Origin of the sequence: Microvirga puerhi (genome assembly GCF_020089865.1) — a bacterium.
GTDB lineage: Bacteria > Pseudomonadota > Alphaproteobacteria > Rhizobiales > Beijerinckiaceae > Microvirga > Microvirga puerhi.
Genome location: NZ_JAIRBM010000002.1, coordinates 354,609 through 380,567 on the forward strand (window position 1 = coordinate 354,609; position 25,959 = coordinate 380,567).

31 protein-coding genes and 1 tRNA gene are annotated in these 25,959 nt (G+C 62.4%); 12 read left to right on the forward strand and 20 right to left on the reverse strand.

Features of this window, described 5'->3' with window-relative positions; translation table 11 throughout:
* Positions 1 to 34: 34 nt before the first annotated feature.
* Positions 35 to 760, forward strand: coding sequence for a cytochrome c biogenesis CcdA family protein (locus tag K9B37_RS03980; RefSeq protein ID WP_224311493.1), 726 nt, complete (start codon positions 35 to 37; stop codon positions 758 to 760).
* Positions 761 to 767: 7 nt separating this feature from the next.
* Here K9B37_RS03980 and K9B37_RS03985 read toward each other — a convergent pair whose 3' ends face one another.
* The 9 genes from K9B37_RS03985 to K9B37_RS04025 all read right to left on the reverse strand — a co-directional run bounded on the left by K9B37_RS03985 (position 768) and on the right by K9B37_RS04025 (position 8,038).
* Positions 768 to 1,295: a GNAT family N-acetyltransferase gene (locus tag K9B37_RS03985; RefSeq protein ID WP_224311494.1), complete on the reverse strand. Its 528-nt coding sequence runs from the start codon at positions 1,293 to 1,295 to the stop codon at positions 768 to 770.
* Positions 1,292 to 1,900 (reverse strand): helix-turn-helix domain-containing protein, encoded by a 609-nt coding sequence (locus K9B37_RS03990; RefSeq protein ID WP_224311495.1) that lies wholly within the window; start codon positions 1,898 to 1,900, stop codon positions 1,292 to 1,294. Before K9B37_RS03990 ends, K9B37_RS03985 begins: the two co-directional genes overlap by 4 nt.
* A gap of 71 nt (positions 1,901 to 1,971) precedes the next feature.
* Positions 1,972 to 2,385 carry an ACT domain-containing protein gene (locus K9B37_RS03995; protein ID WP_224311496.1) on the reverse strand — a complete coding sequence of 138 codons (414 nt, stop codon included), beginning with the start codon at positions 2,383 to 2,385 and terminating at the stop codon, positions 1,972 to 1,974.
* Between the two features lie 77 nt (positions 2,386 to 2,462).
* Positions 2,463 to 3,590 carry a branched-chain amino acid ABC transporter substrate-binding protein gene (locus K9B37_RS04000; protein WP_224311497.1) on the reverse strand — a complete coding sequence of 376 codons (1,128 nt, stop codon included), beginning with the start codon at positions 3,588 to 3,590 and terminating at the stop codon, positions 2,463 to 2,465.
* A gap of 125 nt (positions 3,591 to 3,715) precedes the next feature.
* The gene (locus K9B37_RS04005) at positions 3,716 to 4,078 is read right to left on the reverse strand and encodes a DUF6867 family protein (protein ID WP_224311498.1); all 363 of its coding nucleotides are present in this window, start codon (positions 4,076 to 4,078) and stop codon (positions 3,716 to 3,718) included.
* Complete coding sequence (locus tag K9B37_RS04010; RefSeq protein WP_224311499.1) at positions 4,078 to 4,851, reverse strand: ABC transporter ATP-binding protein; 774 nt, start codon at positions 4,849 to 4,851, stop codon at positions 4,078 to 4,080. Before K9B37_RS04010 ends, K9B37_RS04005 begins: the two co-directional genes overlap by 1 nt.
* Entirely contained in the window at positions 4,848 to 5,690 is an 843-nt protein-coding gene (locus tag K9B37_RS04015; RefSeq protein ID WP_224311500.1) for an ABC transporter ATP-binding protein, read from the reverse strand. Before K9B37_RS04015 ends, K9B37_RS04010 begins: the two co-directional genes overlap by 4 nt.
* On the reverse strand, positions 5,690 to 7,105 hold the full coding sequence (gene livM / locus K9B37_RS04020; RefSeq protein WP_224311501.1) for a high-affinity branched-chain amino acid ABC transporter permease LivM: 1,416 nt from the start codon (positions 7,103 to 7,105) through the stop codon (positions 5,690 to 5,692). The genes K9B37_RS04015 and livM overlap by 1 nt, the downstream gene beginning before the upstream one ends.
* A 12-nt stretch (positions 7,106 to 7,117) precedes the next feature.
* Positions 7,118 to 8,038, reverse strand: coding sequence for a branched-chain amino acid ABC transporter permease (locus tag K9B37_RS04025; protein ID WP_224311502.1), 921 nt, complete (start codon positions 8,036 to 8,038; stop codon positions 7,118 to 7,120).
* A gap of 291 nt (positions 8,039 to 8,329) precedes the next feature.
* Here K9B37_RS04025 and K9B37_RS04030 point away from each other — a divergent pair, with 291 nt between their 5' ends.
* Entirely contained in the window at positions 8,330 to 8,857 is a 528-nt protein-coding gene (locus K9B37_RS04030) for a flavin reductase (RefSeq protein WP_224311503.1), read from the forward strand.
* A gap of 4 nt (positions 8,858 to 8,861) precedes the next feature.
* Here K9B37_RS04030 and K9B37_RS04035 read toward each other — a convergent pair whose 3' ends face one another.
* Together K9B37_RS04035 and K9B37_RS04040 are read right to left on the reverse strand one after the other, a co-directional pair.
* A complete protein-coding gene (locus tag K9B37_RS04035; protein WP_224311504.1) occupies positions 8,862 to 9,713 on the reverse strand; it encodes a methionyl-tRNA formyltransferase in 852 nt (283 codons plus the stop codon).
* Positions 9,714 to 9,919: 206 nt separating this feature from the next.
* Positions 9,920 to 11,374 carry a patatin-like phospholipase family protein gene (locus tag K9B37_RS04040; protein WP_224311505.1) on the reverse strand — a complete coding sequence of 485 codons (1,455 nt, stop codon included), beginning with the start codon at positions 11,372 to 11,374 and terminating at the stop codon, positions 9,920 to 9,922.
* A gap of 253 nt (positions 11,375 to 11,627) precedes the next feature.
* On the opposite strand from K9B37_RS04040, the gene K9B37_RS04045 reads away from it, so the two are divergent.
* Positions 11,628 to 11,897 (forward strand): usg protein, encoded by a 270-nt coding sequence (locus K9B37_RS04045; RefSeq protein WP_224311506.1) that lies wholly within the window; start codon positions 11,628 to 11,630, stop codon positions 11,895 to 11,897.
* A 134-nt stretch (positions 11,898 to 12,031) separates the two neighbouring features.
* Complete coding sequence (locus K9B37_RS04050) at positions 12,032 to 12,628, forward strand: exopolysaccharide biosynthesis protein (RefSeq protein WP_224311507.1); 597 nt, start codon at positions 12,032 to 12,034, stop codon at positions 12,626 to 12,628.
* On the opposite strand, the gene K9B37_RS04055 is transcribed toward K9B37_RS04050, so the two are convergent.
* Positions 12,605 to 12,946 (reverse strand): hypothetical protein, encoded by a 342-nt coding sequence (locus K9B37_RS04055; protein WP_224311508.1) that lies wholly within the window; start codon positions 12,944 to 12,946, stop codon positions 12,605 to 12,607. The two genes, K9B37_RS04050 and K9B37_RS04055, sit on opposite strands and share 24 nt — an antisense overlap.
* Before the next feature lie 222 nt (positions 12,947 to 13,168).
* Positions 13,169 to 13,858, reverse strand: coding sequence for a RadC family protein (gene radC / locus K9B37_RS04060; RefSeq protein WP_224311509.1), 690 nt, complete (start codon positions 13,856 to 13,858; stop codon positions 13,169 to 13,171).
* A gap of 143 nt (positions 13,859 to 14,001) precedes the next feature.
* Between radC and K9B37_RS04065 the strand changes: the two genes are divergently transcribed.
* A complete protein-coding gene (locus tag K9B37_RS04065; protein ID WP_224311510.1) occupies positions 14,002 to 14,274 on the forward strand; it encodes a hypothetical protein in 273 nt (90 codons plus the stop codon).
* A 27-nt stretch (positions 14,275 to 14,301) separates the two neighbouring features.
* On the opposite strand, the gene map is transcribed toward K9B37_RS04065, so the two are convergent.
* A complete protein-coding gene (gene map, locus K9B37_RS04070; protein WP_224311511.1) occupies positions 14,302 to 15,123 on the reverse strand; it encodes a type I methionyl aminopeptidase in 822 nt (273 codons plus the stop codon).
* 148 nt (positions 15,124 to 15,271) lie between these two features.
* Between map and K9B37_RS04075 the strand changes: the two genes are divergently transcribed.
* On the forward strand, positions 15,272 to 16,096 hold the full coding sequence (locus tag K9B37_RS04075) for an FkbM family methyltransferase (protein ID WP_224311512.1): 825 nt from the start codon (positions 15,272 to 15,274) through the stop codon (positions 16,094 to 16,096).
* Between the two features lie 99 nt (positions 16,097 to 16,195).
* Here K9B37_RS04075 and sfsA read toward each other — a convergent pair whose 3' ends face one another.
* Entirely contained in the window at positions 16,196 to 16,915 is a 720-nt protein-coding gene (gene sfsA, locus K9B37_RS04080) for a DNA/RNA nuclease SfsA (protein WP_224311513.1), read from the reverse strand.
* Between the two features lie 119 nt (positions 16,916 to 17,034).
* On the opposite strand from sfsA, the gene K9B37_RS04085 reads away from it, so the two are divergent.
* The 5 genes from K9B37_RS04085 (at position 17,035) to K9B37_RS04105 (ending at position 21,947) form a co-directional block, all read left to right on the forward strand.
* Positions 17,035 to 17,781: a competence/damage-inducible protein A gene (locus K9B37_RS04085; protein WP_224311514.1), complete on the forward strand. Its 747-nt coding sequence runs from the start codon at positions 17,035 to 17,037 to the stop codon at positions 17,779 to 17,781.
* A 37-nt stretch (positions 17,782 to 17,818) separates the two neighbouring features.
* Complete coding sequence (gene gpt / locus K9B37_RS04090; RefSeq protein ID WP_224311515.1) at positions 17,819 to 18,325, forward strand: xanthine phosphoribosyltransferase; 507 nt, start codon at positions 17,819 to 17,821, stop codon at positions 18,323 to 18,325.
* A 24-nt stretch (positions 18,326 to 18,349) separates the two neighbouring features.
* Positions 18,350 to 19,909 (forward strand): AMP-binding protein, encoded by a 1,560-nt coding sequence (locus K9B37_RS04095; protein WP_224311516.1) that lies wholly within the window; start codon positions 18,350 to 18,352, stop codon positions 19,907 to 19,909.
* A gap of 110 nt (positions 19,910 to 20,019) precedes the next feature.
* A complete protein-coding gene (locus K9B37_RS04100; RefSeq protein ID WP_224311517.1) occupies positions 20,020 to 20,316 on the forward strand; it encodes a hypothetical protein in 297 nt (98 codons plus the stop codon).
* A 293-nt stretch (positions 20,317 to 20,609) separates the two neighbouring features.
* Positions 20,610 to 21,947, forward strand: coding sequence for a porin (locus tag K9B37_RS04105; RefSeq protein ID WP_224311518.1), 1,338 nt, complete (start codon positions 20,610 to 20,612; stop codon positions 21,945 to 21,947).
* Positions 21,948 to 22,062: 115 nt separating this feature from the next.
* Here the strand turns inward: K9B37_RS04105 and K9B37_RS04110 are convergent, their stop codons facing one another.
* From K9B37_RS04110 to K9B37_RS04130, 5 genes are all read right to left on the reverse strand, one after another.
* Positions 22,063 to 22,311, reverse strand: coding sequence for a hypothetical protein (locus tag K9B37_RS04110; RefSeq protein WP_224311519.1), 249 nt, complete (start codon positions 22,309 to 22,311; stop codon positions 22,063 to 22,065).
* A 106-nt stretch (positions 22,312 to 22,417) separates the two neighbouring features.
* Positions 22,418 to 22,864, reverse strand: coding sequence for a GNAT family N-acetyltransferase (locus K9B37_RS04115; protein ID WP_224311520.1), 447 nt, complete (start codon positions 22,862 to 22,864; stop codon positions 22,418 to 22,420).
* A 321-nt stretch (positions 22,865 to 23,185) separates the two neighbouring features.
* Positions 23,186 to 23,271: transfer RNA gene (locus K9B37_RS04120), tRNA-Leu, on the reverse strand.
* Between the two features lie 114 nt (positions 23,272 to 23,385).
* A complete protein-coding gene (locus K9B37_RS04125) occupies positions 23,386 to 24,567 on the reverse strand; it encodes an FAD-dependent monooxygenase (RefSeq protein ID WP_224311521.1) in 1,182 nt (393 codons plus the stop codon).
* Positions 24,564 to 24,839, reverse strand: coding sequence for a zinc-finger domain-containing protein (locus K9B37_RS04130; RefSeq protein ID WP_224311522.1), 276 nt, complete (start codon positions 24,837 to 24,839; stop codon positions 24,564 to 24,566). The genes K9B37_RS04125 and K9B37_RS04130 overlap by 4 nt, the downstream gene beginning before the upstream one ends.
* A 262-nt stretch (positions 24,840 to 25,101) precedes the next feature.
* On the opposite strand from K9B37_RS04130, the gene K9B37_RS04135 reads away from it, so the two are divergent.
* A complete protein-coding gene (locus K9B37_RS04135; protein ID WP_224311594.1) occupies positions 25,102 to 25,866 on the forward strand; it encodes an alpha/beta fold hydrolase in 765 nt (254 codons plus the stop codon).
* Positions 25,867 to 25,959: the final 93 nt, after the last annotated feature.

Below are 25,959 nucleotides of genomic sequence, written 5' to 3' on the forward strand. Positions count from 1 at the left end.
ACCCACTTCGCCGAAAAATGCTCTGGAAAGCGTCATGCTCAACATTTCCCTTCCGGCTGCCGCCCTTGGGGGCCTCATCAGCTTCCTGAGCCCCTGCGTCCTGCCGCTGGTGCCGCCCTATCTGTCCTTCCTGGCCGGAACCACCTTCGACCAGTTGAACGCGGGCGAGGGCGCCGTGCGGCGCCGTGCCATGCTGGCGGCGCTACTGTTCGTTGCCGGCTTTTCGACCGTGTTCGTGCTGCTGGGGGCGACCGCCTCGGCCCTGGGACAGACCGTCCGGCAATATCTCGATGTCCTGAGCACGCTCGCCGGCATCGCGATCATCGTGATGGGCCTACACTTTCTCGGGCTCTTCAGGGTTGCCCTTTTCTACCGCGAGGCCCGGTTCTCGGTGAACCGTCCGGTGGGTCTTTGGGGCGCCTATGTGATGGGGCTCGCCTTCGCCTTCGGCTGGACCCCCTGCATCGGCCCGGTTCTGGCGGCGATCCTCGCGGTCGCCGGGTCGGAGACGAGCGTCTCCCGCGGGGCTCTGCTGCTGGCGGCCTACTCGGCAGGATTGGGCATTCCATTCCTCCTCGCCGCCTTCGCCATGAAGCCTTTCGTGGCTCTCATCAAGCGCATGCGGTCGCATTTCGCGACCGTCGAGAAGGTCATGGGCGTCCTCCTCGTCCTCACCGGCATCGCCTTCCTCACCGGCTGGATCGGCAACATGTCCTTCTGGCTGCTGGAGACATTTCCGGTGCTCGGCCGGTTGGGGTGATGGTGGTTCAGATCTGCTTATGGAACACGGTCGTATCGCAGAACCCACCTTCCGGCCAGAGGGCGTAGTTGGGAATCACGCCGACGCGTTGCCAGCCGAGGCGCGTGTAGAGGCGTTCCGCGTCGCCTCCCGTCACGGTATCGAGCACGAGCACGGTCTTGCCTGCGGCGCGCGCAGCCTCTTCGGCAGCATGCATGAGCGCCGCGCCGACGCCCCGTTTGCGCGCGTCGCGGCAGACGAGCATCTTGGCGATGTCGGCCCGATGCGGCTGGTTCTCCGGCTGCTTGAGGATGACCTGCACGGTTCCTACGATGTCATCGTCCTGATCCTTGGCCACGAGGAGGATGCGCTCGCTCGCCGCCACGCCGTCCGCCACATCCTTCCAGAAAGCATGAGCCCGCTCGACCGTGAGAGGGGCCATGAAGCTGACGGAGGCGCCGCCTTCGACGCAGTCGGTCAGGACCGCCGACAGGGCTTCGACCTGCGCCTGGGCCTCTTGAGGCGACAGGACTTGCAGAACGATGGGATCACTCATGGCAGCTTCCTCGAAAGGGATCCCGCATGGGAGGGATCGGCCGCGAGCGCCACGAGGTAGCGCGCCGGCCGATCCGTGGGATTGTGAAAGACGTTGGGTTGATCGATCCGCATGGCCAGACAGTCGCCGGTTCCGAGCCGATAGGTGTCAGGGCCCGTCGTCACGACGATCTCGCCCTCGATGATCCAGATCTGCTGTCCGATTCCGGCCGTGCGTGGATTGGAATCGTAGGCCACCCGTGCTGCCGGCGGGAGGATGACCTCCGCCAGTTCGAGAGGTGAGGGAAATCCTGGCGGCGACAATCTGCGGCGACGATATCCGCTGTCGGGATCTTGCCACGTCCGTTGATCATTCCGGCATGCAAGCGGTGAAGCTTCGGGACTTTGCTCGACGGCGAAGAGCGAGGCGAGGCTCACGCCAAGGCCCCCTGCGAGCCGGTTGAGAATCGCTGCCGTCGGGCTGCTCTTTCCCCGTTCGATCAGCGAGATCATCGACCTGCTGACACCCGTTCGCTCTGCGAGCGTTTCCAGCGTCATGCCGTGTGCCGAGCGCAGGTTGCGTAGCCGGGATGCAAGGTGAACGTGGATGTCTGCTTCTGATTCCATTAAATCAGAATAGAAATCCAATATAGTGGAGTCAACGCGAGATAGTGCGAGTGGACGGCCGTTCGACGGGCTCAACCATCACGCGGCTCCAGCCTCGCCTTGGACTGACCGATGACATGATGGCCGGCCTTGGCCAAAGCCGCGATGGCTGGGGCAAGATTATTCGCTTTCACCAGAACGTAGTCGGTGCTGAAGGTGGATGTTGCGAAGATGCCTATCCCGGCTGCCGCAAGCGGCGAGAGCACAGAGGCCAGGATCCCGGGGACGCTGAAATCGAAGGTCTGCTCGATGCGCAGACAGCGCCATCCCGGATCGATCTCTGCTCCTTCCGGAGCGTCGTGAGGCCTGCAAACCACCGTCGTTTCCTCCGGCGCCCGGACGACAAGAGCGAATGCCGGGGAGGTGTCGACCTTGGCAACGGCACCCGGGGGCAGCCGGCAGACGGCATAGTCATCTTCGAGAAGCGACAGGGTCAGGTTCGGCATGGAATCCCTCCTTTCATGGAAAAGCCCGCCCCGTTGCCGGGGCGGGCTCCTGCCTTCAGCCTTGTGGGCCGAGGCGATTACATGCCGATTTCATTGCCGGAATAGTCGATCTTGCCGTCGGCGCCCTTCTTCCAGACATACATGACGTAGTCCGGACGGGTGATGTCGCCCTTCTTGGTGAAGGTGAGATCGCCGATCACGGTCTTGAACGGCTTGCCGGAATGCAGAGCGTCCGCGACCTTCTTGCCGTCGGCGCTGCCAGCCTGCTTCGCTGCCTCAGCCAGGACCTGGGTCGCGGCGTAGGAGTAGAGGGTGTAGGCCTCGGGGTCGAAGTTCTTGGCCTTGAACTTGGCTACCACGTCCTTGGCGTTCGGGTTCTTGCGCGGGTCGGGCGAGAAGGTCATCAGAGTGCCTTCGGCGCCGGGGCCGGCGATCGAGGTGAACTCGGCCGACACGATGCCGTCACCCGACATGAGCGGGGCATTGAGGCCCTGATCGCGCATCTGGCGAATGATCAGGCCGGCTTCCGTGTGGAGACCGCCGAAATAGACCACGTCGACACCAGCCTGCTTCAGCTTCGACACGAGCGCGGAATAGTCCTTTTCGCCCGGGTTGATGCCTTCGTAGATCACTTCCTTGAGGCCCTTGGCGTTCATGGCCTTCTGGGTCTCGTCGGCCAGGCCTTTGCCGTAAGGAGTCTTGTCGTGGACGACGGCGACCTTCTTGCCCTTGAACTTGTCGGCCAAGTAGCTGCCCGCGACGAGGCCCTGCTGATCGTCGCGACCGCAGGTGCGGAACGTGTTCCACATGCCGCGCTCGGTATATTGCGGGTTGGTCGAGGCGGGCGAGACCTGGACGATGCCGGCTTCCTCATAGACCTGCGAGGCCGGAATCGACACGCCGGAGTTGAAGTGACCGACAACCCACTTCACACCTTCGGCCGCGAACTTGTTCGCCACGGACACGCCTTGCTTCGGGTCGGACACGTCGTCGCCGACGACGAGCTGCAGCTTCTGGCCATTGATGCCGCCGGCTGCGTTGATGTCTTCGACCGCCTGTTCGACGCCGTTCTTGAGCTGCGCGCCGAAAGCAGCGTTCGGGCCCGTGATGGGACCGGCAACGCCGATCTTGATCTGCGCGTTGGCAGCGCCGGAGAAGGCGAGGCCAAGACCGAGCGCAACGCCGGTCAACAGCAATTTCTTCATGAGGTCACTCCTCTGGGTGGTTTTGTAGGCCCCCTTCCTGGGGCCGGTTCAGCAGGCTTGGCACCCGCCGTCCGCGTGACATCATGACTCTTTTTGAGCGGAAGTCACGCTGGAATTTCTGACGCTTAGCCGTTGGTATGAGACGCTTTTGGCCTCCAGCCGAAGGGTCCCGTCCGCTCGTAGAGCCAGCGGTACTGGGTCGTCATCTGACGAGCCCGATTATATTGGAAACCGAGTGCTCCGATGATCAAGACCACGATGGCGTCGATCGCATAATAGTGAATCGACAGCAGGGTCCCGCCGAACAGGGCGAAGTGGATGAAGCGTACCGCTGCAGCCAAGATCAGGAGATAAACCAGGAGCTGCCAGAACGGCCGCCACGTGACGGCAATCGCCCGGCCGGTCATCCAGGCGGCTGAGCCTCCCAGGACCACGGTCACGAAAAGGAAGAGCCAGATGGAGGATTCTTCGTAAAGGATGCCCTGCATCAGTGATGCCCTCCCTCGAGATAGGCGGCCTTGACCTGGGGATTCTCCAACAGTTCCTTGCCAGTGCCGCTCATGGTGATGTTGCCGGTGACCATCACGTAACCCCGGTGGGCCAGGCGAAGGGCGTGGTAGGCATTCTGCTCCACGAGGAAGACGGTCATGCCATCACGCTCGTTGAGCTCCTTGATGATCGCGAAGATCTGCTTGACGATCAGCGGTGCGAGACCCAGCGACGGCTCGTCTAGAAGCAGGAGCTTCGGCCGGCTCATGAGGGCCCGCGCGATGGCCAGCATTTGCTGCTCGCCGCCGGAAAGGGTGCCACCACGCTGGGTCAGGCGCTCCTTGAGCCGAGGGAACAGGACACAGACCCGCTCCAGATCCTGGTCGAAATGAGCAAGCCCATTCATGGACGCGCCCATCTGGAGGTTCTCGAACACCGTCATGCGCGGAAAGATGCGCCGGCCCTCGGGGGATTGGGCGATCGACAGGCGGGCGATCTCGTGGGTCGGCATCTTGGTGATGTCCCGGCCCGCGAAGGTGATCGTTCCTTCCCGCGCCCGCGGGTTTCCGAAGATCGTCATCATCAGGGTCGACTTGCCGGCACCGTTGGCACCGATCAGCGTCACGATTTCCCCTTCATGGACATCCATGTCCACGCCCTTGAGGGCGATGATGTTGCCGTAATAGGTCTTGACGCCACGCACGCTCAAAAGCGGTTGGCGCGTCGCGCCGCCCTGAAGCGTCGTCGACGGATTGAGGGCAGAGGTGCTCATGCGCCGATCTCCGCTTCGACTTTCTCGACTTCCTCGTCGGCGACGCCCAGATAGGCGGCGATGACGCGGGGATCGTTCTTGACCTCGGCCGGAGTCCCGTCCGCGATCTTGGTGCCATAGTCGAGCACCACCACATGGTCCGAGATCTCCATGACGACCGACATGTCGTGCTCGATCAGCAGGATCGACGTGCCGTGATCCTTGCGGATCGACAGGAGGAGTTCGTTGAGCTCGAGGGATTCGCGCGGATTCAGGCCTGCTGCCGGCTCATCGAGGCAGAGCAGGAGGGGATCCGTACACATGGCACGGGCGATCTCGAGACGGCGTTGGTCACCATACGGAAGATCGCCGGCTGGATCGTCTGCCCGATGAATGAGGCGGGTTTTCTCGAGCCACGCGCGGGCGCGCTCGATCGCCTCCTTCTCCGCCTTCCGGTAGCCGCCGATGCCCAGCACGCCGAGGAAGGTAAAGCCGGAGGAGATCATGAGGGGGTTGTGCTGCGCCACCAGCAGGTTTTCGAGCACGGTCATGCCGGAAAACAGGCGGATGTTCTGGAACGTGCGGGCGACCCTGCCTTTCCAGTTGATGTTGTGGCCCGGCAGGCGCTCGAGGAGCAGTTCGCTGCCGTCAGGCTTGCGCAGGGCGACCATGCCCTCGGTCGGCTTGTAGAAGCCGGTGATGCAGTTGAACACGGTGGTCTTGCCAGCGCCGTTCGGGCCGATCAGTGCCGTGATGTCCCCGCGGCCGGCCTGGAACGACAGATCGTTGATCGCCACCAGGCCGCCGAAGCGCATCGTCAGATGCTGGACGTTGAGAAGAGGATCCTGAAGCCAGCGCATTAGCCGTGTCCTTCCTTCACGAAAGAGCCCGAGATCGCTTTGCGCTCCTTCAGGACGACTGAAGGTTCGCGTTCCGAAATCAGACCGCGCGGGCGCCAGACCATCATGGCGACCATACCCATGCCGAAGATCAGCAGACGGTATTCGTTGGGATCGAAGCTTTCGCCGAAGACGGCTTTCAGGAAATCGAGGTTGCGCAGCATCTCGGGGCCGCCGACGAGAACGACGGCCGCGATGGCAACACCGATCTGAGAGCCCATGCCGCCCATCACCACGATCGCCAGGATGATCGCCGATTCCAGGAAGTTGAAGCTTTCCGGAGAGACGAAGCCCTGGCGGACCGCGAAGAACGATCCCGCGAAGCCGCCGAACATGGCGCCGATGGCGAAGGCCGTCAGCTTGGTGTTCGTCGTGTTGATGCCGAGCGACCGGCAGGCGATCTCGTCCTCGCGCAGGGCTTCCCAGGCGCGGCCGATGGGCAGCCGGCGCAGACGCATGGTCACGAAATTGGTGAGCAGCGCCAGGGCGAGGATGAGATAGTACAGGAAGATCATCCTGTGCATACCGTTGAACTCGAGCCCGAAGGTGTTTGCGAACCCGCCTTCGTCCGCCGTGAACGGCAGGCCGAAGAAAGTGGCGCGGGGAATCGACGAGATGCCGGCGCCGCCGTTGGTCAGATCGGTCCAGTTGATCAGAACCATGCGGACGATCTCGCCGAAGGCCAGGGTCACGATGGCGAGATAGTCGCCGCGCAGGCGTAGGACCGGAAAGCCGAGGATCATGCCCCAGAAGGCGGCAAGGATGCCGGCGAGTGGGAGGCAGATCCAGAAGGACAGGCCGAAGGTGGTCGAGAGCAGGGCGTAGGAATAGGCGCCGACCGCGTAGAAGGCGACGTATCCCAAATCGAGCAGGCCGGCGAGGCCCACCACGATGTTCAGGCCCCATCCCAGCATGACGTAGGTGAGGATGAGGATCCCGAGATCGACCCAGTAGCGCGACTCGTTGAGACCGCCCTGGACCACGTAGACCAGCAACGGAAAGGCGAGAGCGATGCCGAGGAAGAAGGGGATCGCGAAGCGCGACACTCTCTGGTAGGCGCTGGGCTCCGCGTGTACGGGCTCCGTCGCCTGATGGGGATCAGGAAGCGCCTGCCGGGCTGCCCGGGTCGCCATGAAGGCGTGCTGGAGCAGGCGTAGGCCGAAGATGATCGCACACATGATGGCGACCAGGCCCCAGCGTGGGGTCAGGAAGAGCTGAGCCCCGTTCTGGTCCGTCTTGTAGGCCAGGATCGGGATCGAGAGGCCGAGCATGATGAGGGCCGCGATGAAGGAATCCTTCAGAGCTGCCCTGAGGTCGAAGCGGCTGGGAACCGCCGATTGTTCGGCCGAGGTGGATGCGATGGGAGGAGCGTTCATAGGCGAGGCTCCTTAAACCTTCTCGACCTCAGGCCGTCCGAGAATGCCGGAGGGCATGAAGATCAAGACGATGGCGAGGATCGAGAACGCGGCCACGTCCTTGTACTCGATGGTGAAATAGGCCGACCAGAATGTCTCGATCAGGCCGATGATCAGGCCGCCGAGAACGGCGCCGGGAAGCGATCCGATGCCTCCCAGAACCGCGGCCGTGAAGGCTTTCACCCCGGGAACGAAGCCGTCGTTGAAGCTCACCACGCCATAGTACAGCAGGTACATCGTCCCGGCGACCGCCGCGAGCGCTGCGCCGATCACGAAGGTGAGGGAGATCGTCTGGTCCACGTTGATCCCGAGGAGGGCCGCCATCTTGCGATCCTGCTCGCAGGCCCGCTGGGCGCGACCCAGCGAGGTTTTCTGGACAATGTACCAGAAGATCGTCAGCAGCACGGCCGTCGTGACCATGATGATGATCTGCTTGTAGGAGAGGGCCACGTTGTAGCCGCTTGCCCCCTGGAACAGCACGATCACGTCGCCCACCATGGGCGGGGTCGGCTTGTTGCGGGCGCCCTGGCTGACCTGGACGAAGTTCGACAGGAAGATCGACACGCCAATGGCCGAGATCAGGGGCGCCAGGCGGAAGGATCCCCGGAGCGGCCTGTAAGCGATACGCTCGATCGCCCATCCCCACAGGGATGTCAGCGCCATCGCGATCACCAGCACGATCAGCAGCGCCAGAGCGATGGAGGAGATCCCGAGCCAGGTCGTAAGGATCAAAAAGAAGATGAGCGCAATGAATGCGGAGAGCATGAAGACGTCGCCGTGGGCGAAGTTCACCATGCCGATGATGCCGAAGACCATCGTATATCCGATGGCGATGAGGCCGTAGATAGACCCCAGCGTCAGCCCATTGATGAGCTGCTGCACAAATATTTCCATGTCCTACCCTTGCCCCTCTGGATGGGGTCGTTCTTAGAGCTGTCCCAGCAAAGCACGACGCCGGAGCGGGGCCAAGCGGGACATAAGGTGGAGGGGTCTCTAGCAAACCGCATCACCTTCGACAACATTCTGTTACATTTCCTATCAGTCACCTTGATGAAAGAATGTACTACCGGCTTAAAGGTGCGTCATTCGGAAATGGCCGCTTCCAAAAGCTTTGGATCGCAACCATATGCCGTTTATGGGCTTGTGCTTGGCGCAAAAGGGTGGAAGAGGCTTCTCCGAAATCAGATGTTGAAGACTCACTCCAACCCCGATCCCATGCATCCCGGCGAGAACGCCATCGACCCCATCCTCTTCCGGGAGGGCATGAGTCGGGTCGTGGCTGCGGTTCACGTGGTGACGACCGACGGACCCGCGGGGCGCGCCGGCTTTACGGCGACCGCCGTCACGCCGGTCACGGACGATCCCGCTTCGCTGCTGGTCTGCGTCAACGCCGCCGGCCGTACGGCACAGTCGCTGATCGCGAACGGGGTCTTCTGCGTCAACACCTTGAAGGCAGATGACGTAGCGATAGCTGACGCCTTCGCGGGGCGGGCGAATCTTCAGGGGCTAGACCGGTTCACGGTCGGCCAATGGGATGTGCTCGAGACCGGAGCGCCGCTTCTCGCTTCAAGCCTCGCGGCTTTCGACTGTCGCCTCTCCGATGCCCGTCTTGTCGCAACGCATTACGTGATCATCGGTCGGATCATTGCCGTCCGGCTTGGCGAGGCAAAGCCGGCTCTGGTCTACAAGGACAGGCTCTATCACGAGATCTGACGTCTCAGTCCCGATGGCGCGGCCCTTGCGGCGCGTAGGAACTCCAGCCGGTCAACTGAATGAACCCGTCCCGGGCGGCAATCACCAGATGTTGTCGGTGCCGATGGACGAGTGTTCCCGGCTTATGGCCGTGGGCCTCCCGCCAGCCGCTGCCTTCCCACACATAGATGAAGCGGGAATTGATCTGAGCGAAGGTTTCGATCGATCCGAAGGCACGCATCGTGCGCAGGATCTCGTCCACAGAACGATTCCAGTCGAGGGTCCGCTGGATCTGGGACATGCGCGGCCAGTAGCTCCCCGGTCCCTGCGGCTGTGCCTCCTTCCAGAGCTGCGGCAGGTCGCCCGCAAGGCGGTAGGCGAGGCGCTTGGCGGACATTTGGCACTTGGCCAAGAGGCGATCATGGTTCTCGTCCGGATCGAGGCGGAACAGGTCTTGCGCGACGATGGGTCCTGTGTCGAAGGAGGGCCTCAGGGCATGAGCCGTGACGCCCCATTCAGGCACCCCATCGAGAATGGCTTGGAACAACGGATAGGGACCGCGCCCCTCGGGAAGCGGCGACGGATGGAAGTTCACGGCGTAGGGGAGGTGTGTTTCCCAGCCCCTGATGAGCCAGGGATACCCGGCCACGATCAGGGCATCGCACCGTAGCGCCTTCAGCTGCGCGAAATCTGCCGGAACGAGTCGCGAGAACTGCACCGGCACCTTGAGCGAGCGGGCCCGCGCTACCGTCATGTCATTGAAGTCGTAGATGCCGTCGCAGGGGCGGCTGAAGAGCTTGAGCGGCTCCCAACCCTTGTTCAGGAAGGTTTCGAAAACGTCGCCTAGGAAATCGATGCCGGCGAAGGCGAAACGCATATTCTGCTCAAACTCTCAAGGGGACGGAAAGCAGGAGAGGACGTGCTGCGGAAAGCTGGATTGAACGCTGCCCGATCAGGTTGACCCGCGTCAAGAACGACCGTTCCAACCAGAGCGAAAATTCGACGCCAGGTTCGGAAGAGAATGCGGCCGGGCGGCCTTGTCTTCGAAACCGCCGTTGCGATGATCCGGAACCGATCCCTCGGTTAAGGTGTGGGCGCATCGCCATCGGCCGCGGCGGTCAGCAGGCGACGGGGCCCGCCTTTGATGAACTTTCGGAAGGTCGCGTTGTTGCGCAATGCGATTTCCCCTGTCTCGATGACGGTTTCCAGGGTGGGGCGATCCAGCTTGAAGCGGGTGGGCACGGCATCCATGGTCTTGCGCAGCTCCGGCCCGGCATCCTCCGAGGAGACGCGGCCGACGGTGAAGACCACATCGCCGCATCGCCAGCCATCGAGTGTGCCGCGGAGCTTCAGGACCTCATCACTGGAGAGTGAGCACCGCCAGCGGCGGAGATCGTTCTGCCAACCGTTCATGATCGTCGTGAAGTAGTCGTATCCCTTGTAGACGCCGGAATCGATCGCGACGTCGGTCACGATGCCGGCGAGCTCCATGCCGGACGGCGAGGCCAGATGCTCCGGCCAGTTGCCGGCCGGCCCACGGCCCGCATCGATCACCAGGAACAGGAAGCGTTTCACCCGCACGGCCTGCTCGGCCGTCATGGGCATGTAGGGACGGTCTCGGTTGGTCCGGGCGATAGCTAGGGAGTGGATGCCGAAATTGTCCGTGAGGCCGCCGTCGAGGAGCTTCACATAGCGGAATTTCTCGGGATCCTTGCGATAACGCACGAGAGCCGCCGCGCTGGCCTTCAGGGTCGCCGGCGCCGTCGGATCCGTCGCGCCGCGCTGATAGAATTGCGGAACGTGACCGCCGCAGGACGAGCCGAAATTCTCGACATTGAGTGGGACGAATAGGCCGGGCACAGCTGCCGAGGAGGAAACCGCCTCGGACAGGCGGACCTTGCTCAGGTCGCTGCAGAGCGAGCTGAAGGTAATCGGCTCGAAGACGAAGGGCACGCGGCTATAGATGTCGGAAGCTGCAATCCAGACGAGCGGACGCTTGCGGGCAAAGAGATCCGCGTAAGTGGCTCCGTCGAACAGATTGTCGTCGAGCCACTTCGGGAATTTGGAGCGATCGTTGACGCCGCCGTCGCTGACGATCTTCAACACATTGCCGAGGGAGACGTCCGTGTCGAAGCCCTGCTCGGCATCCTGCTCCAGGAAGCGGGATCGGAAGGTCGGGAGGCCGTCCCGTCCGCGGAGGCCGAAATAGGCCGCGGTCACGGAGCCGCCGGACACGCCCGAGACCAGATCGACCATGTCGGTCATCCGTTCCGGGCCGCGGTCGGTCGTCACCTGATAGCGGTCGAGTTCGTTGAGGACGCCATAGGAGAAGGCGGAGGCGCGCATGCCGCCGCCGGAAAATGCGACGCCGACGACCGTCGATCCGAACTGATCCGGTCCGAGCGGCCATCCTTCCTGATCCGCCACATTGGCGATCGGGCCGTTGATCGGCGTGTTGAGAACGCCCCCGGCGCAGGCGGACACTGCCATCGCCAGAGCGCCCGCTGTGAGCCAGCGCCGCCACAATCTCCGGTTCATCGTCTTGCCCCCGCAGCCGCTTGCGCAACGGAATACGATGACAGGCAAGAAGTCTCAATAGCGACGCTCTGTCCTGGGCACAAAGCCGGCCCGGGCCTGTGAACAATGTTGACTTATGGTCAATTCGCGTCCGCGCCTTTGTTGCTGCAAGATCGACGGAACTCCCAAGCTCGCCTGTGCTTTAGATCGTCAGGCCGTTGCTGCGTGGGTTGTACAGTGAGCCGATCGTGGGATGGCCTTGTAAGGAGTTCCCATGGTCTCGAAGGATTTCATCCGTCAGCTCGAAGGTTATGGCCTCACCACAGCCAGCATCCTCTATCGCATGCCCGACCATCCCCACCTCCTGCAGACCTATGTCTGGCAGGAATACGATCTGGCTCCCCGTTTCCCGGTCCTGCTCGCATTCCTGGATTTCTGGCAGAAGGAGTTGGCGGGGCCCTTGCATTCGGTGACCGTGAGCCATGCCCGGCTGATCCGGCCGGCGGAATTTCGGGCCGTGGACGGAGAAATCAATCTGCACTGAATAGGGACGCTGGGGCGGGCCATCTGGCATCTACTCGGGCACTTTGCCCCATCATCGGATTGCGCCCCTTGGCCGCCGGGGCCATCTCAGGTAGAGAGGCGTCTCTTAAGCATCCTCGAACTTGCCGAGGCTTCTTGTTTTCCAACGCGCGTACCTCACAGATCCTCGCCGCCCTGGCCGCTCAGCCGGGCGAGCGGCTCACCGTCCGTGACATCATGGGCGTATTGCAGGATCGTGCCTTCGCGCTGCTGATCGTGCTGCTTGCGCTGCCGAACTGCCTGCCCATGCCGCCACCGATCCCACTCGTCTGCGGTCTTCTTCTGGCGCTCGTCGCAGTCCAGATCATCTTCGGGCGCCCATCTCCATGGCTGCCGCGCGCACTTCTCGACCGTTCCATCGCGACCGTCGACGTCGAGCGTGCGGTGACCCGGGCGCTTCCGGTCTTCCGGCGGCTGGAGCGTTTCTCGAAGCCGCGGATGACCTTCCTCGACACGCCCATCGTCATGCGCCTGATGGGCATCGTCATTCTCGTCATGGCTTTCGGACTTCTCTTCGCGCCGCCCTTCGTGGGGCAGATTCCCATGGGGCTCGCCGTCTGCCTCGTCGGCCTCGGCCTCGTGGAGCGCGACGGCGTCGTGGTGGTCAGTGGCCTTATCATCGGCGCCTTCGGCCTGACGCTGAGCCTCGGCTTCATCTACGCGATTTTTTCAGGGCTCGAGACGCTGTTTTAGGAATAAGCGGCGCATCAACATGATGTCTTCAAGCGGATCTGCATCGCATAGGCACATGGTAGTTGGCCGCCGCTCCCAGTACGCCAGGGTTTTGAGCAGTACTTGGTATTCCTCGGGTATGAACAGAATCGAGCGCCTGAGGGGATAGTCGTTTTTACAGCTGACGATGTTATCCATGCTGGTGCAGGACTGGCCGAACATGAGTTCGTCCGGCCAAGGATGATATCGCTTGGCTGGAAGCTCCGCCGCTGATCCGACCGATACGAGAGCCAGAGCTGCGCCGACAGCAATCGCTCCAAAGTAGGCTTTCAACATCATGCTCGAAGAATAATTAGTTCGTTGTATCGTTTCAATTAAGGCTTGTTCGCGAGAGCTCCCGCTTAAGCATTATCCCCGTCATTCCGGGGCCGGGTAGCGGAGCCCGGAACCTATAACCGCTGACAAAGATAGATTAGGAAGCAACGGTACCGTAGCAATCCGTTCTTCAATGCTGGTGTTTATGGGTTCCGGGTCCGCCTTTGGCGTCCCGGAATGACGGGGTTAGATGAGCTTCATCCCCTTCAAGCTCGCATGACCTTCGCGCCCGACGATGATGTGGTCGTGGACGATGATCCCCAACGGGGTCGCGGCATCGATGATCTCTCGCGTCATCTTGATATCGGCGGAGGAGGGGGTCGGATCTCCACTGGGATGATTGTGAACCAAGATCAGGGCCGAGGCTGAGAGTTCCAGAGCGCGCTTCACGACCTCGCGCGGATAGACCGGCGTGTGATCGATCGTGCCCGATTGCTGCACCTCGTCAGCGATGAGGGCGTTGCGCTTGTCGAGGAACAGGAGGCGAAACTGCTCCTTGTCCATGAAGGCCATGGCCGTGCGGCAATAGTCGATGACGGAGGCCCAGGACGACAGCACCGGCCTTTTCGCGACCTCTCCTTTCGCGAGGCGGCGGGCTGAGGCCTCTACGATCTTCAAGTCCGTCACGACGCTCTCGCCGATCCCCTCGACCTCCATCAGCCGGGCAGGCGAGGCGGCGAGCACCTCGGCGAAGGTGCCGAAACGCTTCATGAGTTCCTTGGCGATCGGCTTCACGTCCCGACGCGGGATGGATCGGAAGAGGACGAGCTCCAGGAGCTCATAATCCGGCAGTCCGTCGCCGCCGACCTCGGAAAAGCGCGCGCGCAGCCTGTCCCGATGGCCGTAATAATGGGGGAGGGTTGATGACTCCGTCATATCGGCCCGCCGTCGTAGATGGCCCGCACTTTGCCTTTCTGACACGCGCAAACCAACCGAATGACATATGGCATCTCGCTGGGAATGATCCGAAGGAGACACCGTTATGAAACTAGATAACGTAGAGAGGATGAGATAGGCTCGTGTCAAGCACCGATATCGATGGGGGAGCGGTGAGAACCTACAAGTTCTGGATCATGATCGCCGGGGCCACCGTGATCGCGTCAGCATGTTTGGCCGCGGCAGTCGCTTTTTCTTTCTTCGCCCTCGTCTGCATCTCATTCATGAATTTCGATCCAGTGACTTGGATATTCAGGAGCTGGATGGGCGGAGTGATGCTCGTCGTATTTCTCGCCTGGGTTTTCCTAAAATCGTTTCTAACATCTTACAAACTGATGGTGCGCTACTTCTGGTAGTGGCGCACCATAATGCCGCATATCTGATCAACCCGCCGCGTAAGGCGGCTTGTCGTAGCCCTTCGGCGAAAGGGTGAAGATTTCGACGCCGGTCTCGGTGACGCCGACGGTGTGCTCGAACTGGGCCGAGAGCGACCGGTCGCGAGTAACAGCTGTCCAGCCGTCGGACAGGACCTTCACCTGGGGACGGCCGATATTGATCATCGGCTCGATGGTGAACAGCATGCCGGGCTTCAGCTCGACGTTATAGGCCGGCTCCACATAGTGCAGGATGGTCGGCGAATCGTGGAAAACCCGGCCGAGGCCGTGGCCGCAGAAGTCCCGCACCACCGAGCAGCGTTCGGATTCCGCATAAGTCTGGATCGCCGCGCCGATGTCGTTGGTGGTGGCGCCGGGACGAACCGTGGCGATGCCGCGCATCATGGCTTCGTAGGTGATCTCGCACAGGCGCTGGGCCCGGCGAGGCACGTCGCCGACATAGAACATCCGGCTCGAATCGCCGTGCCAGCCGTCGAGGATCACGGTCATGTCGATATTGACGATGTCGCCGTCCCGCAGCGGCTTGTCGTTGGGAATCCCGTGGCAGACCACATGGTTGATCGAGGTGCAGATGGTCTTGGTGTAGCCGCGGTAGTGAAGGCAGGCCGGATAGGCGCCGTGATCGCGGATGAACTCGAAGGACAGCCGGTCGAGGGCGTCGGTCGTCACGCCGGGCTTGACCTTTTCGACGAGCATGTCCAGCGCCTCGGCAGCCAGGCGGCCGGCACGGCGCATGGCCTCGAAGGCCTCCGGGCCGTGGAGCGGGATCTCGGCGGCACGCCTGCGTTCGATGGTTTCGGTCTCGGTCATTCTCGGTCCTTGGGTGGTCTTCCGAATGTAAGGATTGGCGCGTCCGAAGCAAGCAAAGAGAGCCTCCGGCTTGCGATTGGAGCGCGGGGGTGTCATGACCTGCCGCAACTTTTCGCTGGTTCGCCGGCCCGACGGTTTAGAAGACGATATGAACGATCCACGCCCCTACGGCGCCTATGCGCCCTCCGGCCTGGCGAATTTCGCCATTGCCGGCACGCGCCGCCTGCCGCAGCGCTGGGCCACCCGCCGCATCGCACTCATGCTGCGCCATCTGGTGCTATATTCCCTCAAAGGCGCCCCGATCGACGTCGAGACGTTCGGCGTGCGCATGCGGCTGCACCCTTACAACAACGTGTGCGAGAAGCGCATTCTCTTCACGCCGCAATATTTCGACCCGGCGGAGCTTGACCTTCTCGCTTCCCGCATCGAGGAGGGCTTCACCTTCGTGGATGTGGGCTCGAACGTGGGCTGGTACGCGCTTTTCGTCGCAGCCCGCGCCGGCGCGAAGGCGAAGATCCTGGCCATCGAGCCGCAACCGGAAGTCTTCGACCGACTGACCTACAATATCCGCCAGAACCCGTTCGGCACGGTGAAGGCCGTTGCCTGCGCCGTCGCTGACAAGACCGGGGAGCTGACCCTCTTCCTCGATCCGAACAACCGGGGCGAGTCGAGCGTGAAGATCGTCAGCTCGAGTCAGACGGATGCGATCCGGGTTCCTGCCGTTACGTTGCTGGATCTGCTCAACCGGGAAGGCTTCACTCGCATCGACGCGGTCAAGCTCGACGTGGAGGGGGCAGAGGACCTGATTCTCGACCCGTTCTTCCGCGATGCGCCCGCCTCGCTCTACCCGAAGCTGTTCATCATCGAGGATGGGCGGGACAAGTGGCAGATCGACCTGCCGGAGCTTCTCCGCGCGAAGGGCTACCGGGTCATCCTTCAGACGCGGATGAACCTGGTGTTCGAGCGGGAGTGATGGTCGCTAGAGCATTTTTCGGCGAAGTGGGTCCGGTTCGCCGTCAAAAAATGCGGCACATCAAAGAAAAGAGATGATTCCACGTTAGTGGAAACAGCTCTAGCGCGGCGTCACGATCTCGATCGGATGGTCGATCGTGACCTCGTCAGGCGAGATGCGGCAGATATAGGCATAGGACTCGACCCCCACCGCCAGAGCGTGGCGGAAGGCCTTGTCGTAGGCAGGGTCGATATCGCGGGCGACGTCGAAGCGGCCGGCCCGCATCTGGATGACATAGACCAGGGCCGCGCGCGCGCCGGACGCGACCATGTCCGCCAGCTCGTAGAGGTGCTTGGCGCTTCTCGCCGCGACGCAATCGGGAAACTCGGCGAAGCCGTCCTCGCGCATGAGGTGGCAGTTCTTCACCTCCAGATAGCAGGGCGGGGCGCCTTCCTTCTCCAACAGGAAGTCGATCCGGCTGTTGCGGCCGTACTTGACCTCCGGCCGCACGCGATCATACCCCGCGAAAGGCGCAAGCCGGTCCTCGCGCAGGGCCTCCGCGACCAGCAGGTTCGGGCGGGAAGTGTTGATGCCGACGAGCTGAAGCGGCCCGCCTCCGGCCGCAACCTCGACGAATTCCCAGTTATAGCCGAGCTTCCGCTTCGGGTTCGAGGCGCGGGAGAGCAGAACCCTCGATCCCGGCTCCTTCAAGCCCAGCATCGCGCCCGGATTGGCGCAATGGGCGGTGATCTTCTCTCCCGTGTCGAGAACCACATCCGCCAGGAAGCGCTTGTAACGCTCGATGAGACGCCCACCGATCAGGGGCTCGTGAAAACGCATGACGATCCATGTCTTGATGAAAGAGCCTCCCTAGCAGGGGAGAAGCCCGCCCTTCAACCGCAGCCTTGCTTGAGAAATGGCGCATTGAGCGCTAAACGCCCTCAAAAGGACCCTTGCCCATGGCCGTTTCCGTCACTGCCGCCCTGCTCATCATCGGCGATGAGATCCTCACCGGCCGGACCAAAGACAAGAACATTGGCTATATCGCCGAGTACCTGATGGGCATCGGCATCGACCTGCGCGAAGTTCGGATCGTCCCTGACGTGGAGGAGGAGATCGTCGCGGCCGTCAATGCCCTGCGCCAGCGCTATACCTATCTGTTCACCACCGGCGGCATCGGCCCGACCCACGACGACATCACGGCCGACAGCGTCGCCAAGGCGCTCGGGGTAGGGATCGGTTACGATCCCCGCGCGGTTGCCATGCTGCGAGAGCGCTATCCCGAAAACGAGCTGAACGAGGCGCGGATGCGCATGGCGCGCATTCCCGACTGTGCCGATCTCATCGAGAACCCGATTTCCAAGGCGCCCGGTTTCCGGATCGAGAACGTCTTCGTCATGGCCGGCGTGCCGGCGATCATGCAGGTCATGCTCGACAGCATCGCCCCAACGCTCGAGACCGGCGCCAAGATGATCTCGACGATGATCGAGGCGGAGGGGATACCGGAAGGCCATTATGCCGAGGGCCTTGCAGCCATCGCGGCGGGCGAGCCCCGCGTGTCCATCGGGTCCTACCCCTCGTTTTCGGCCAGCGGATTTCGCAACCAGATCGTCGTGCGTGGAAAGGACGCCGCGGCGGTCGAGGAAGCATCCGCCGCCGTCCGTGCATTGCTCGGCCGCCTGAGGGGCGACCGTAGCCCTCTTTGAATTTGCCACCATCCATCCAGCCCTGCGAGCAAGCCCGATGTCTCCCACCTCTCCCAAAGCCTTCCCCGTCTCCTGGGATCAGTTCCACCGCGACGCCCGCGCCCTGGCGTGGCGTCTGGCGGCGGCTGGTCCCTTCGAAGCCATCGTCTGCATCACCCGCGGCGGCCTCGTCCCGGCCGCCATCGTGGCCCGCGAGCTCGATGTCCGCCTGATCGAGAGCGTCTGCATCGCGAGCTATCATGACTACAAGAGCCAGGGCGAGCTCATGGTCCTCAAGGACATCGCCCCCTCGATCAAGGCGCTCGGCGACGGCTCGGGCAAGGGTGTTCTGGTGGTCGACGATCTGACCGATACCGGCAAGACCGCCAAAATGGTGCGGGACATGCTGCCGAACGCCCATTTCGCGACCGTCTACGCCAAGCCGGCAGGCCGCCCGGTGGTTGATACATTCGTCACGGAAGTGAGCCAGGATACCTGGATCTACTTCCCCTGGGACATGGGGCTGGCCTATCAGGCCCCGATCCGCGAGGGTTCTGCGGGCTAGTTCCTACGGCAAGAGGAGGGCGGTTTGGCCGAATTCGACGTCGCGTCCACGCGCAAGAGCCTGTTTTCCGCCCTTCTCGATGCGCGGGACCGCTTCGGCGGCGACAAGGTCGCCCTGGAAGACCTGGAACGTCAGCCCATCACCTTCGGCCGCCTCGTCCTCGGTTCGCTGCTTTTGGGGCGAAAACTCGCGAATCGGATCGCGCCGGGTGAGATCGTCGGGGTGCTGTTGCCGAACGTCCAGGCGATTGCCGTCACCCTATTCGGGCTCAATGCCTTCGGTCGCGTACCGGCCTTCCTGAACTTCACGGCCGGTATCAAGAACCTCAAGGCGGCCTGCGAAATCGGGCAGATCCGGACCATCGTGACATCCCGCCGCTTCATCGAGCAGAGCAAGCTCGACGATGTGCTGGCAGATTTGAGCGAAGGCCGGGAGATCCTCTATCTCGAAGATGCACGGGCCGGGATTACCAGCTTCGACAAGGTTCGGGCCCTTTTCGAGAGCTGGTGGGCGCGACGGATTCATCGGAGAGCGGGAATAGGGCCCGACGACGCGGCGGTGGTGCTGTTCACATCGGGGTCGGAGGGCAAGCCGAAGGGCGTCGTGCTGTCGAATGCCAACCTCGTCGCCAACGCCTATCAGGTGAAGGCGCATGCCGGCGGCGTCCTGAAGGACGACGATGTTTTCTTCAATCCTCTGCCGGTCTTCCACTCCTTCGGCCTTACGGCGGGGTTGCTGACGCCCGTTCTCAACGGAATGAAGTCGGTGCTCTATCCGAGCCCGCTGCATTATCGCCAGATCCCGAAGCTCGTCGCGGGGACGCGGGCGACGATCATGCTGGCGACGGACACGTTCCTGCAAGGCTATGCCCGGGCCGCCGGAGAGAACGACCTTTCGAGCGTGCGCTACGTGATCGCCGGGGCGGAGCGCGTGAAGGAGGAAACACGCGCTCTCTGGAGCCGCCACGGCACGGTGATCCTCGAAGGCTACGGGGCGACGGAATGCTCGCCGGTCATCGCCGTCAGCCTGCCCGACCGCAACCGACCGGGAACGGTTGGCCCGCTGCTTCCCGGCATCGAGCCGCGCCTCGATCCCGTCGAGGGCGTCCATGAGGGCGGGCGGTTCTTCGTGCGCGGCCCCAACGTGATGAAGGGCTATCTGGATCCGGACCGTCCCGGCGCGATCCTGCCGCCTGCAGATGGTTGGCACGATACGGGGGATATCGTCTCGATCGATGCTGCCGGCCTCGTGAGCATCCTTGGTCGCGCGAAACGCTTCGCGAAGATCGGAGGCGAGATGGTTTCGCTCGCCGCCATCGAAACCGTGGCGCAGAGCCTGTGGCCCACCTTCAATCACGTGGTCGTGGCCCTGCCGGATCCGCGCAAGGGCGAGCAGGTGATCCTGATCACGGATAAGCCGGATGCGGACCGCGATGAGCTTCTGCGGCACGCCCGCGACCAGGGCTTTCCTGAGTTGTGGGTGCCGAAGGCGATTTTGGTATCCGCCATTCCGGTCCTGGGCTCGGGCAAGACCGATTACGCAGGTGCCGTCGAGATGGCCCGGCGCCTCCAGCCGATGCTCTGAGATCCGGCATCGGACGGATCTTCTGCTCACAAGTCGGTGTTGTCCGATAGGCCGATGTCGGCTTCTCTCTAGTTTGGTGTGAAGCGGTGCATCTCGTTCGGACGAGTAGGATGAAAAAGCTTCTCTGGATTCTCGCCTTCTCGATGCTTGCCATGACAGTTGCGGAGGCGCAGCAGCGGCCCTTCACGCCGTCTCTGCCGTGCCGGCAGGTGCAGCAGATCGTCGGCTCCCATGGCGCGGCGGTTTTGGGTACCGGCACCCATACCTACGACCGGTTCGTGCGCGATCGAAATTTCTGCCAGATCGACGAATATCTCGAGCCCGCCTGGGTGCCGGCCCGCGATACGCCTCAATGCCCGGTCGGGTACCGGTGCAAGAGCGGTCCTCCGGACTTCTTCGACTGGTAATCAGGCCTTGTCGGCCAAGCCTGCGAATCGCTCATTTTGATCTATCTGGCTCCCGAAATTACTCGGGGTGACGGTGGCAAATGTGCCGTTGCGGCACTTTGTGGCCGTTTTGCAACATGCGTCCAAACAATCGATTCCCGACCCTAGAATGGCCAATTTTTGGGCAAAAAGCCCCCAACTTGAACATGCCTGCCTCCGAGCAGCGATTGCCTTAACAAGCTTGGCCTGAATAGTGTTGCTTTCAAGCCTGGGGGCCGATCGTCCTCGAGGAGTTCACGAGAGTGGAGATTTTCATGAAGCTCGCTCAGAGCCTTCTGTTTGGATCGTTGACGGGATTGGCATTCGCTGCGGGCGCCCAGGCGGCAGATCTGCCGGCCAAGAAGGCGGCCCCCGTCGAGTATGTCCGCGTCTGCACGACCTATGGTGAAGGCTTCTTCTATATTCCCGGCACCGAGACCTGTTTGCGTGTCGGCGGCCGTGTCCGCGCCGAATATATGTATGCCGAGCCGATCGCCCGCCGCGATGATGCCTTCGGGTTCTATGCTCGCGGCCGTATCCAGCTCGATGCGCGCACGGCAACCGCGTACGGCCTGCTCCGCTCCGTGGTCCGTTTCGAGATCACGCGGACGTCGGGCACCCCATTCAACGGCGTCCCTGGAACCATCACCACCTCGCCGAATGTGGCTGAGGCCTTCGTGCAGTTCGGCGGCCTGACCGCCGGTCGCGTCGTGTCGTTCTTCTCAAACGGCGATCTGGCCACCGAGCATTTCGGCACTCTGCGCTTCGATGACGCACCGGATGTCAATCTGCTGGCCTACACCTTCACGTTCGGCGGCGGCTTCTCCGCCTCGATCTCGCTGGAAGACGGCCTCGATCGGCGCCGGAACGACTTCATCCCTGGTGGTCTGGCCTCCAGTGAGCTGCTCTATGGCGGACAGCGCGCTCCGGATCTCGTCGGTAACCTCAAGTATGACGGCACCTGGGGCACAGCGCAGCTCTCCGGTGCGGTGCATCAGATCCGCAGCAACAACTTGGTCACCCTCGCGACTCCGTTCGGAACGGCGGCAAATTACCCCGATACGGAATACGGGTTTGCTGCTGCGGCCTATCTCGGCGTGAACCTGCCGCAGCTCGCGCCCGGCGATGCCCTGTGGCTGGCCGCGACCTATACGAACGGCGCGCTCGCCTACATGGACGGCGGTAACGCGGGTCTTAACTCGTCACCGTTCAATGCCATCACGGTCAATGGCGGCGTCGGACTCGTCGATGCCTATATCAATCCGTTGAGCGGCAACATCGAGCGCGGCCACGGCTGGTCGATCGCCGGCGGCCTGCGTCACTACTGGACGCCGACTGTTCGTCAGTCGATCTTCGGTTCGTATATGCGCGTCGCTTACGGCGCCGGCGCCTCGACGGTGACGACAGACGGTTTCGTCACAGGCCTCACCGACTTCAACGAGTGGCGTCTCGGTTCGAACGTGATCTGGAGCCCGGTCAGCGGCTTGGATCTCGGCGTCGAGGTGATGTATGCGCGCGTCGACCCCCGCAACCGGGTCCTTCTTCCGACGGGTCAGGCATTGGGTTCCGACAGCGGATGGGAAGGTCGCCTGCGCATTCAGCGCGACTTCTGATAATATCCTCATTCCGACAAAAAGCCCCGGCCGAAAGCCGGGGCTTTTTAATTGAGGTTTTCGCAACGCAGGCTCGGCCGTTCGACCGATATCGGAATTGATGCTGCAGTGGCGATCAGCACTCCGTCTTCTTGGTCGTTTTCGTATCGCCGAACTCGTTCGTCTTCTGCTTGACTTCCGTGTTGCAGCCGACACTGCCGGTGGTGGTCACCGAGGTGGAGGTATCGCTCGGCTCGGTCTTGCGCTCGATGGTGGTCTTGCTGCCGAGGAGGCCATCCTCTTTCTTGATCGTGGTGGTCGTATCCTGAGCAAAAGCGGTCGTGCTGAACGCACCCGCAACCAGCACAAACATAAGCTTCTTCATCTCGTGAACTCCGTGCGGACAGTTGATGCCGAACGAACGTCACCGCCTATGCAGTAGTTCCGTCATGTCGCCGAGGTTGCGATTCTCCGACACTTCGGAAATTGCCTCAGGAAAGTTCTTTCTTCATGAAAAAGCGCGGATAGATCGGCGCCGGACCATCGATCTGGCCGAAGATGGAAAAGCCGAGTTTTTCATAGAAAGGTTTTGCCTGAAACGCGTAAGTGTCGAGCCAGATGTGGCGACAGTTCCGGCGGCGCGCTTCCGCCTCCGCACTCTGCATCAAGCGCGTTCCGGCACCCTTGCCGCGCATGCTTTCCGGCACCATGAGCATGTCGATATAAAAGCCGCCCCAGCGCGATTGCGCCCAGAGTCCGCCCTTCGGCTCTTTCGTGTCCGGATCAAGAATGAGAACGGCAAAGTCGCTGTTGTCAGGCTTTCCGACGGCCTCCGTCGTGAAGCGCCGCAATTCCGAGAGCAGGGCTTTGTATGCTCCAGCGGACGGCGCAGCCGTTTCCAGAAAAACCGGTTCTGACAGTGCCGTTCCGGCATCCATTGTGAAGTCCCCCTCGACGCAATTTTTCAGACACCCGCGGCTCTGTCGAGATCAACGGTGTGGATATCGTTACCAGCGGCAACATGAAGCGCGAAAGGTTGTGCGAGAACTCAAAAGAAAGCCCGCTCTAAAGAGGCGGGCTTGGAGGATGACCTAGGTCCTGCAGTTTACGGACCTGGCACAAGGGGTGTGCGGGGGGCAATTGAAGGTCCGCAATCAGGAGATGGTAGCTGCGCTGAATCCCGGCAAGAACATGCGACATCACGTCTTCGTGTAAACTTGGCGAAGGTGCGAAAGGGCGCTCACGGCGGAAAGCTTTGCTGGTGCGGACGGCGGGGGTCGAACCCGCACGGGCATAGCCCGAGGGATTTTAAGTCCCTTGCGTCTACCGGTTTCGCCACGTCCGCATGCGGCTTGAGGGTTATCGGGCCGCGCGGAGGAGCGCAAGTCCGTCCTGACGACAAGACCACAGAGTTTCCTTGCGCAGGATGCTCAGAGCGAAGCATTCAAGGTAGAATGGCTCAGCCGCGATAGCCGTAAAGCCAGGCGTAGCGCTCCGTCATTCCGGTTGGGCCTAGATGGCGGATGAAACGGTCACGGCCAAATGCCACCAGGCCACCCGCGTGATAGATCCGACCGTTGCGGCGGGCATGCTCCTGAACCTTTCGCGCGCGGTCGCGGCGCAGCGCGTTATAGGCCTTGAAGCTTTGTCCGACATCGATCTGCTGTTCCCCCAACAGGGCTCCGAGGGTTGCTGCATCTTCGATGGCGAGCGCGGCTCCCTGCGCCAGGAACGGCAGGACCGGATGAGCCGCATCTCCGAGAAGCGCAATGCGTCCCTGGGCAAGACGTCCTGCCGGATGATCGAACAGCGACCAGCGAAGCCATTCCTTCGCTTCGCCGAGCAGAGCGCGCAGGACAGGGGCGGCGGAGCGATAATGGGCGAGGAGGTCTTCCCGCCGCCCCGGCGCGGCCCAGCCTTCCACGGGTGTCGGGTTCTTCTCGATCGCCACGATGTTGACGCGGGTGCCGCCGGCGATCGGATAATGAACGATGTGGCCGTGTGATCCGAGCCAGAGACCGGTCTCGTTGCCAGCGAGCTCCGCCGGGGCGGCGCGCCAGTCGATGGTCGTTCGCCAAGCGATGGCATTGCGGAAGATCGGTGCCGCCGTATCGCCGAGCGTCTTGCGAATCTTCGACCAGACGCCGTCGGCCGCGATGACGGCTTCGGCTGCCAAGGTGTCGTGATTGCCGTTCGCGGAAGCGACGGTGATGACGGCTCTCTCGCCCTCGTCCGCGACGGCCTCGACTGTCCGGCCCATGACGATCCGGATATTCGGGAGCGAACGCACGGCATCGAGAAGGGCGGTCTGCAGGTCTGCCCGATGCACGACCCAGTAGGGGGCGTCGAAGCGTTCACGCATGAAACCGCCGAGCGCGATCTGCCCGATCTCGCGTCCGGAGCGGATCCTTCTGATCACGACCCGGTCGGGCTCGGACGCGACGCGTCGCAGGGCCGGACCGAGACCCAGCTCCAGAAGAATGCGGCTGGCGTTAGGAGAGAGCTGCAGTCCGGCACCGACTTCGGTGAAGCCGGTCCGCCGCTCCACGAGCGTAATCGCATGGCCTTGGCGGGCTAGCACCAGAGCTGCGGTCAGCCCTCCGATTCCGGCGCCGACGACCGCGATCGATCGTCCGGTCACCGGCCGGGATGGGGAACGTCGGCAGCGACTTCCGGCTCATCCCAGCGGCATTCCGCCGGACGGGCTTCGAAGGCCTTCAAGGAGGGATCGTACTTGTACAGGGTCGAGCAATAGGAGCAGACGATCTCCGAATCCCGGCCCATATCCAGGAAAATATGGGGGTGATCGAAGGGCGGCTTCGCGCCAATGCACATGAACTCCTTCGAGCCCACATGAATCACCGGAACGCCCGGTTCGTTGTGGAAATGAGGGGTGCCTTTGTTCTCAGCCATCGCCGTTGCTCTGAACCTATCGAATTGGCGCGCACCATAATGGCGGATCGTCCGGGCGCATAGAGGCTTTTGCAGGATGCGCAGTCGCGCCCGTCGCAGAGGTCCCGCATGGGAGATCGGGGCGGAAACGAGCTGTGTTGTTAGGGAATTCCGCTCAACACACGTCATGCGTGGCGCTAGGACCGGGTGATCCGAAAACCGGGTCCACTTTTCCGCACGATGCGCTAGGGTGCGCGACTGTTTCCTCTTACCTGCCGGAATCATGCGCTTCTTCAACTCCGACGGCGTCATCATCGCCTATGTCGATATCGCCCCCGAAGGTGGGGCGGGCGAGCCCATTCTTCTGATCCACGGCTTTGCGTCCAATCATGCGGTCAACTGGGTCAATACGCTTTGGGTCAAGAGCCTGAGCCGTGCCGGCTATCGCGTCATCGCCTTGGACAATCGCGGCCATGGACAGAGCGAGAAGCTCTACCGGCCGGAAGATTATGATTCCTATAAAATGGCCGCGGATGCGCGCCGGCTCCTCGATCATCTCGAGATCGAGCGGGCGGACGTCATGGGCTATTCCATGGGCGCTCGGATCACGGCTCATCTGGCGCTTTCTTCACCGGAGCGGATGCGTTCGATGATCCTCGGTGGCCTCGGCATCCATCTTGTCGAGGGCGTCGGGCTGCCGCTCGGGATCGCCGATGCCATGGAGGTTCCCTCGCTGGATGATCTCACCGACCCAATGCAGCGGATGTTCCGGGCTTTTGCCGAGCAGACGAAGAGCGATTTGAGGGCGCTGGCCGCGTGCATCCGCGGCTCGCGCCAGGTGCTGACGCGGGACGAGGTCGCTTCCATCACGCTTCCGACCATCGTGGCCGTCGGGACGAAGGACGACGTAGCCGGTTCCGGGCCTGAGCTGGCGGCGCTGATCCCGAATGCGGTGGCGCTCGACATTCCCAACCGGGATCATAATCTTGCGGTGGGCGACCGGGTGCACAAGCAGGGCGTCCTGGAATTTCTCGCGCAGCGGCCGTGACGCCATTTTGCGGAAAAGCCAAGGTGGTTTAAGTTGTTGAAGCCGGTTGTTGCGGCTGCGTCTCATGGCGGTGCTGGCCCAGGCTCATTTCAC

Bases quoted from the DNA above. Each gene is read 5' to 3' on its own strand.
- K9B37_RS03985 (WP_224311494.1), bottom strand. From the start codon at position 1,295: ATGAGTGATCCCATCGTTCTGCAAGTCCTGTCGCCTCAAGAGGCCCAG.
- K9B37_RS04110 (WP_224311519.1), bottom strand. From the start codon at position 22,311: ATGAAGAAGCTTATGTTTGTGCTGGTTGCGGGTGCGTTCAGCACGACC.
- K9B37_RS04100 (WP_224311517.1), top strand. From the start codon at position 20,020: ATGAAAAAGCTTCTCTGGATTCTCGCCTTCTCGATGCTTGCCATGACA.
- sfsA (WP_224311513.1), bottom strand. From the start codon at position 16,915: ATGCGTTTTCACGAGCCCCTGATCGGTGGGCGTCTCATCGAGCGTTAC.
- K9B37_RS04135 (WP_224311594.1), top strand. From the start codon at position 25,102: ATGCGCTTCTTCAACTCCGACGGCGTCATCATCGCCTATGTCGATATC.
- livM (WP_224311501.1), bottom strand. From the start codon at position 7,105: ATGAACGCTCCTCCCATCGCATCCACCTCGGCCGAACAATCGGCGGTT.
- K9B37_RS04015 (WP_224311500.1), bottom strand. From the start codon at position 5,690: ATGCGCTGGCTTCAGGATCCTCTTCTCAACGTCCAGCATCTGACGATG.
- K9B37_RS04075 (WP_224311512.1), top strand. From the start codon at position 15,272: ATGAACGATCCACGCCCCTACGGCGCCTATGCGCCCTCCGGCCTGGCG.
- K9B37_RS04105 (WP_224311518.1), top strand. From the start codon at position 20,610: ATGAAGCTCGCTCAGAGCCTTCTGTTTGGATCGTTGACGGGATTGGCA.
- K9B37_RS04045 (WP_224311506.1), top strand. From the start codon at position 11,628: ATGGTCTCGAAGGATTTCATCCGTCAGCTCGAAGGTTATGGCCTCACC.
- gpt (WP_224311515.1), top strand. From the start codon at position 17,819: ATGTCTCCCACCTCTCCCAAAGCCTTCCCCGTCTCCTGGGATCAGTTC.
- K9B37_RS04010 (WP_224311499.1), bottom strand. From the start codon at position 4,851: ATGAGCACCTCTGCCCTCAATCCGTCGACGACGCTTCAGGGCGGCGCG.
- map (WP_224311511.1), bottom strand. From the start codon at position 15,123: ATGACCGAGACCGAAACCATCGAACGCAGGCGTGCCGCCGAGATCCCG.
- K9B37_RS04005 (WP_224311498.1), bottom strand. From the start codon at position 4,078: ATGCAGGGCATCCTTTACGAAGAATCCTCCATCTGGCTCTTCCTTTTC.
- K9B37_RS03995 (WP_224311496.1), bottom strand. From the start codon at position 2,385: ATGCCGAACCTGACCCTGTCGCTTCTCGAAGATGACTATGCCGTCTGC.
- K9B37_RS04030 (WP_224311503.1), top strand. From the start codon at position 8,330: ATGTTGAAGACTCACTCCAACCCCGATCCCATGCATCCCGGCGAGAAC.
- K9B37_RS04000 (WP_224311497.1), bottom strand. From the start codon at position 3,590: ATGAAGAAATTGCTGTTGACCGGCGTTGCGCTCGGTCTTGGCCTCGCC.
- K9B37_RS04115 (WP_224311520.1), bottom strand. From the start codon at position 22,864: ATGGATGCCGGAACGGCACTGTCAGAACCGGTTTTTCTGGAAACGGCT.
- K9B37_RS04025 (WP_224311502.1), bottom strand. From the start codon at position 8,038: ATGGAAATATTTGTGCAGCAGCTCATCAATGGGCTGACGCTGGGGTCT.
- K9B37_RS04055 (WP_224311508.1), bottom strand. From the start codon at position 12,946: ATGATGTTGAAAGCCTACTTTGGAGCGATTGCTGTCGGCGCAGCTCTG.
- K9B37_RS03980 (WP_224311493.1), top strand. From the start codon at position 35: ATGCTCAACATTTCCCTTCCGGCTGCCGCCCTTGGGGGCCTCATCAGC.
- K9B37_RS03990 (WP_224311495.1), bottom strand. From the start codon at position 1,900: ATGGAATCAGAAGCAGACATCCACGTTCACCTTGCATCCCGGCTACGC.
- K9B37_RS04130 (WP_224311522.1), bottom strand. From the start codon at position 24,839: ATGGCTGAGAACAAAGGCACCCCTCATTTCCACAACGAACCGGGCGTT.
- radC (WP_224311509.1), bottom strand. From the start codon at position 13,858: ATGACGGAGTCATCAACCCTCCCCCATTATTACGGCCATCGGGACAGG.
- K9B37_RS04040 (WP_224311505.1), bottom strand. From the start codon at position 11,374: ATGAACCGGAGATTGTGGCGGCGCTGGCTCACAGCGGGCGCTCTGGCG.
- K9B37_RS04085 (WP_224311514.1), top strand. From the start codon at position 17,035: ATGGCCGTTTCCGTCACTGCCGCCCTGCTCATCATCGGCGATGAGATC.
- K9B37_RS04035 (WP_224311504.1), bottom strand. From the start codon at position 9,713: ATGCGTTTCGCCTTCGCCGGCATCGATTTCCTAGGCGACGTTTTCGAA.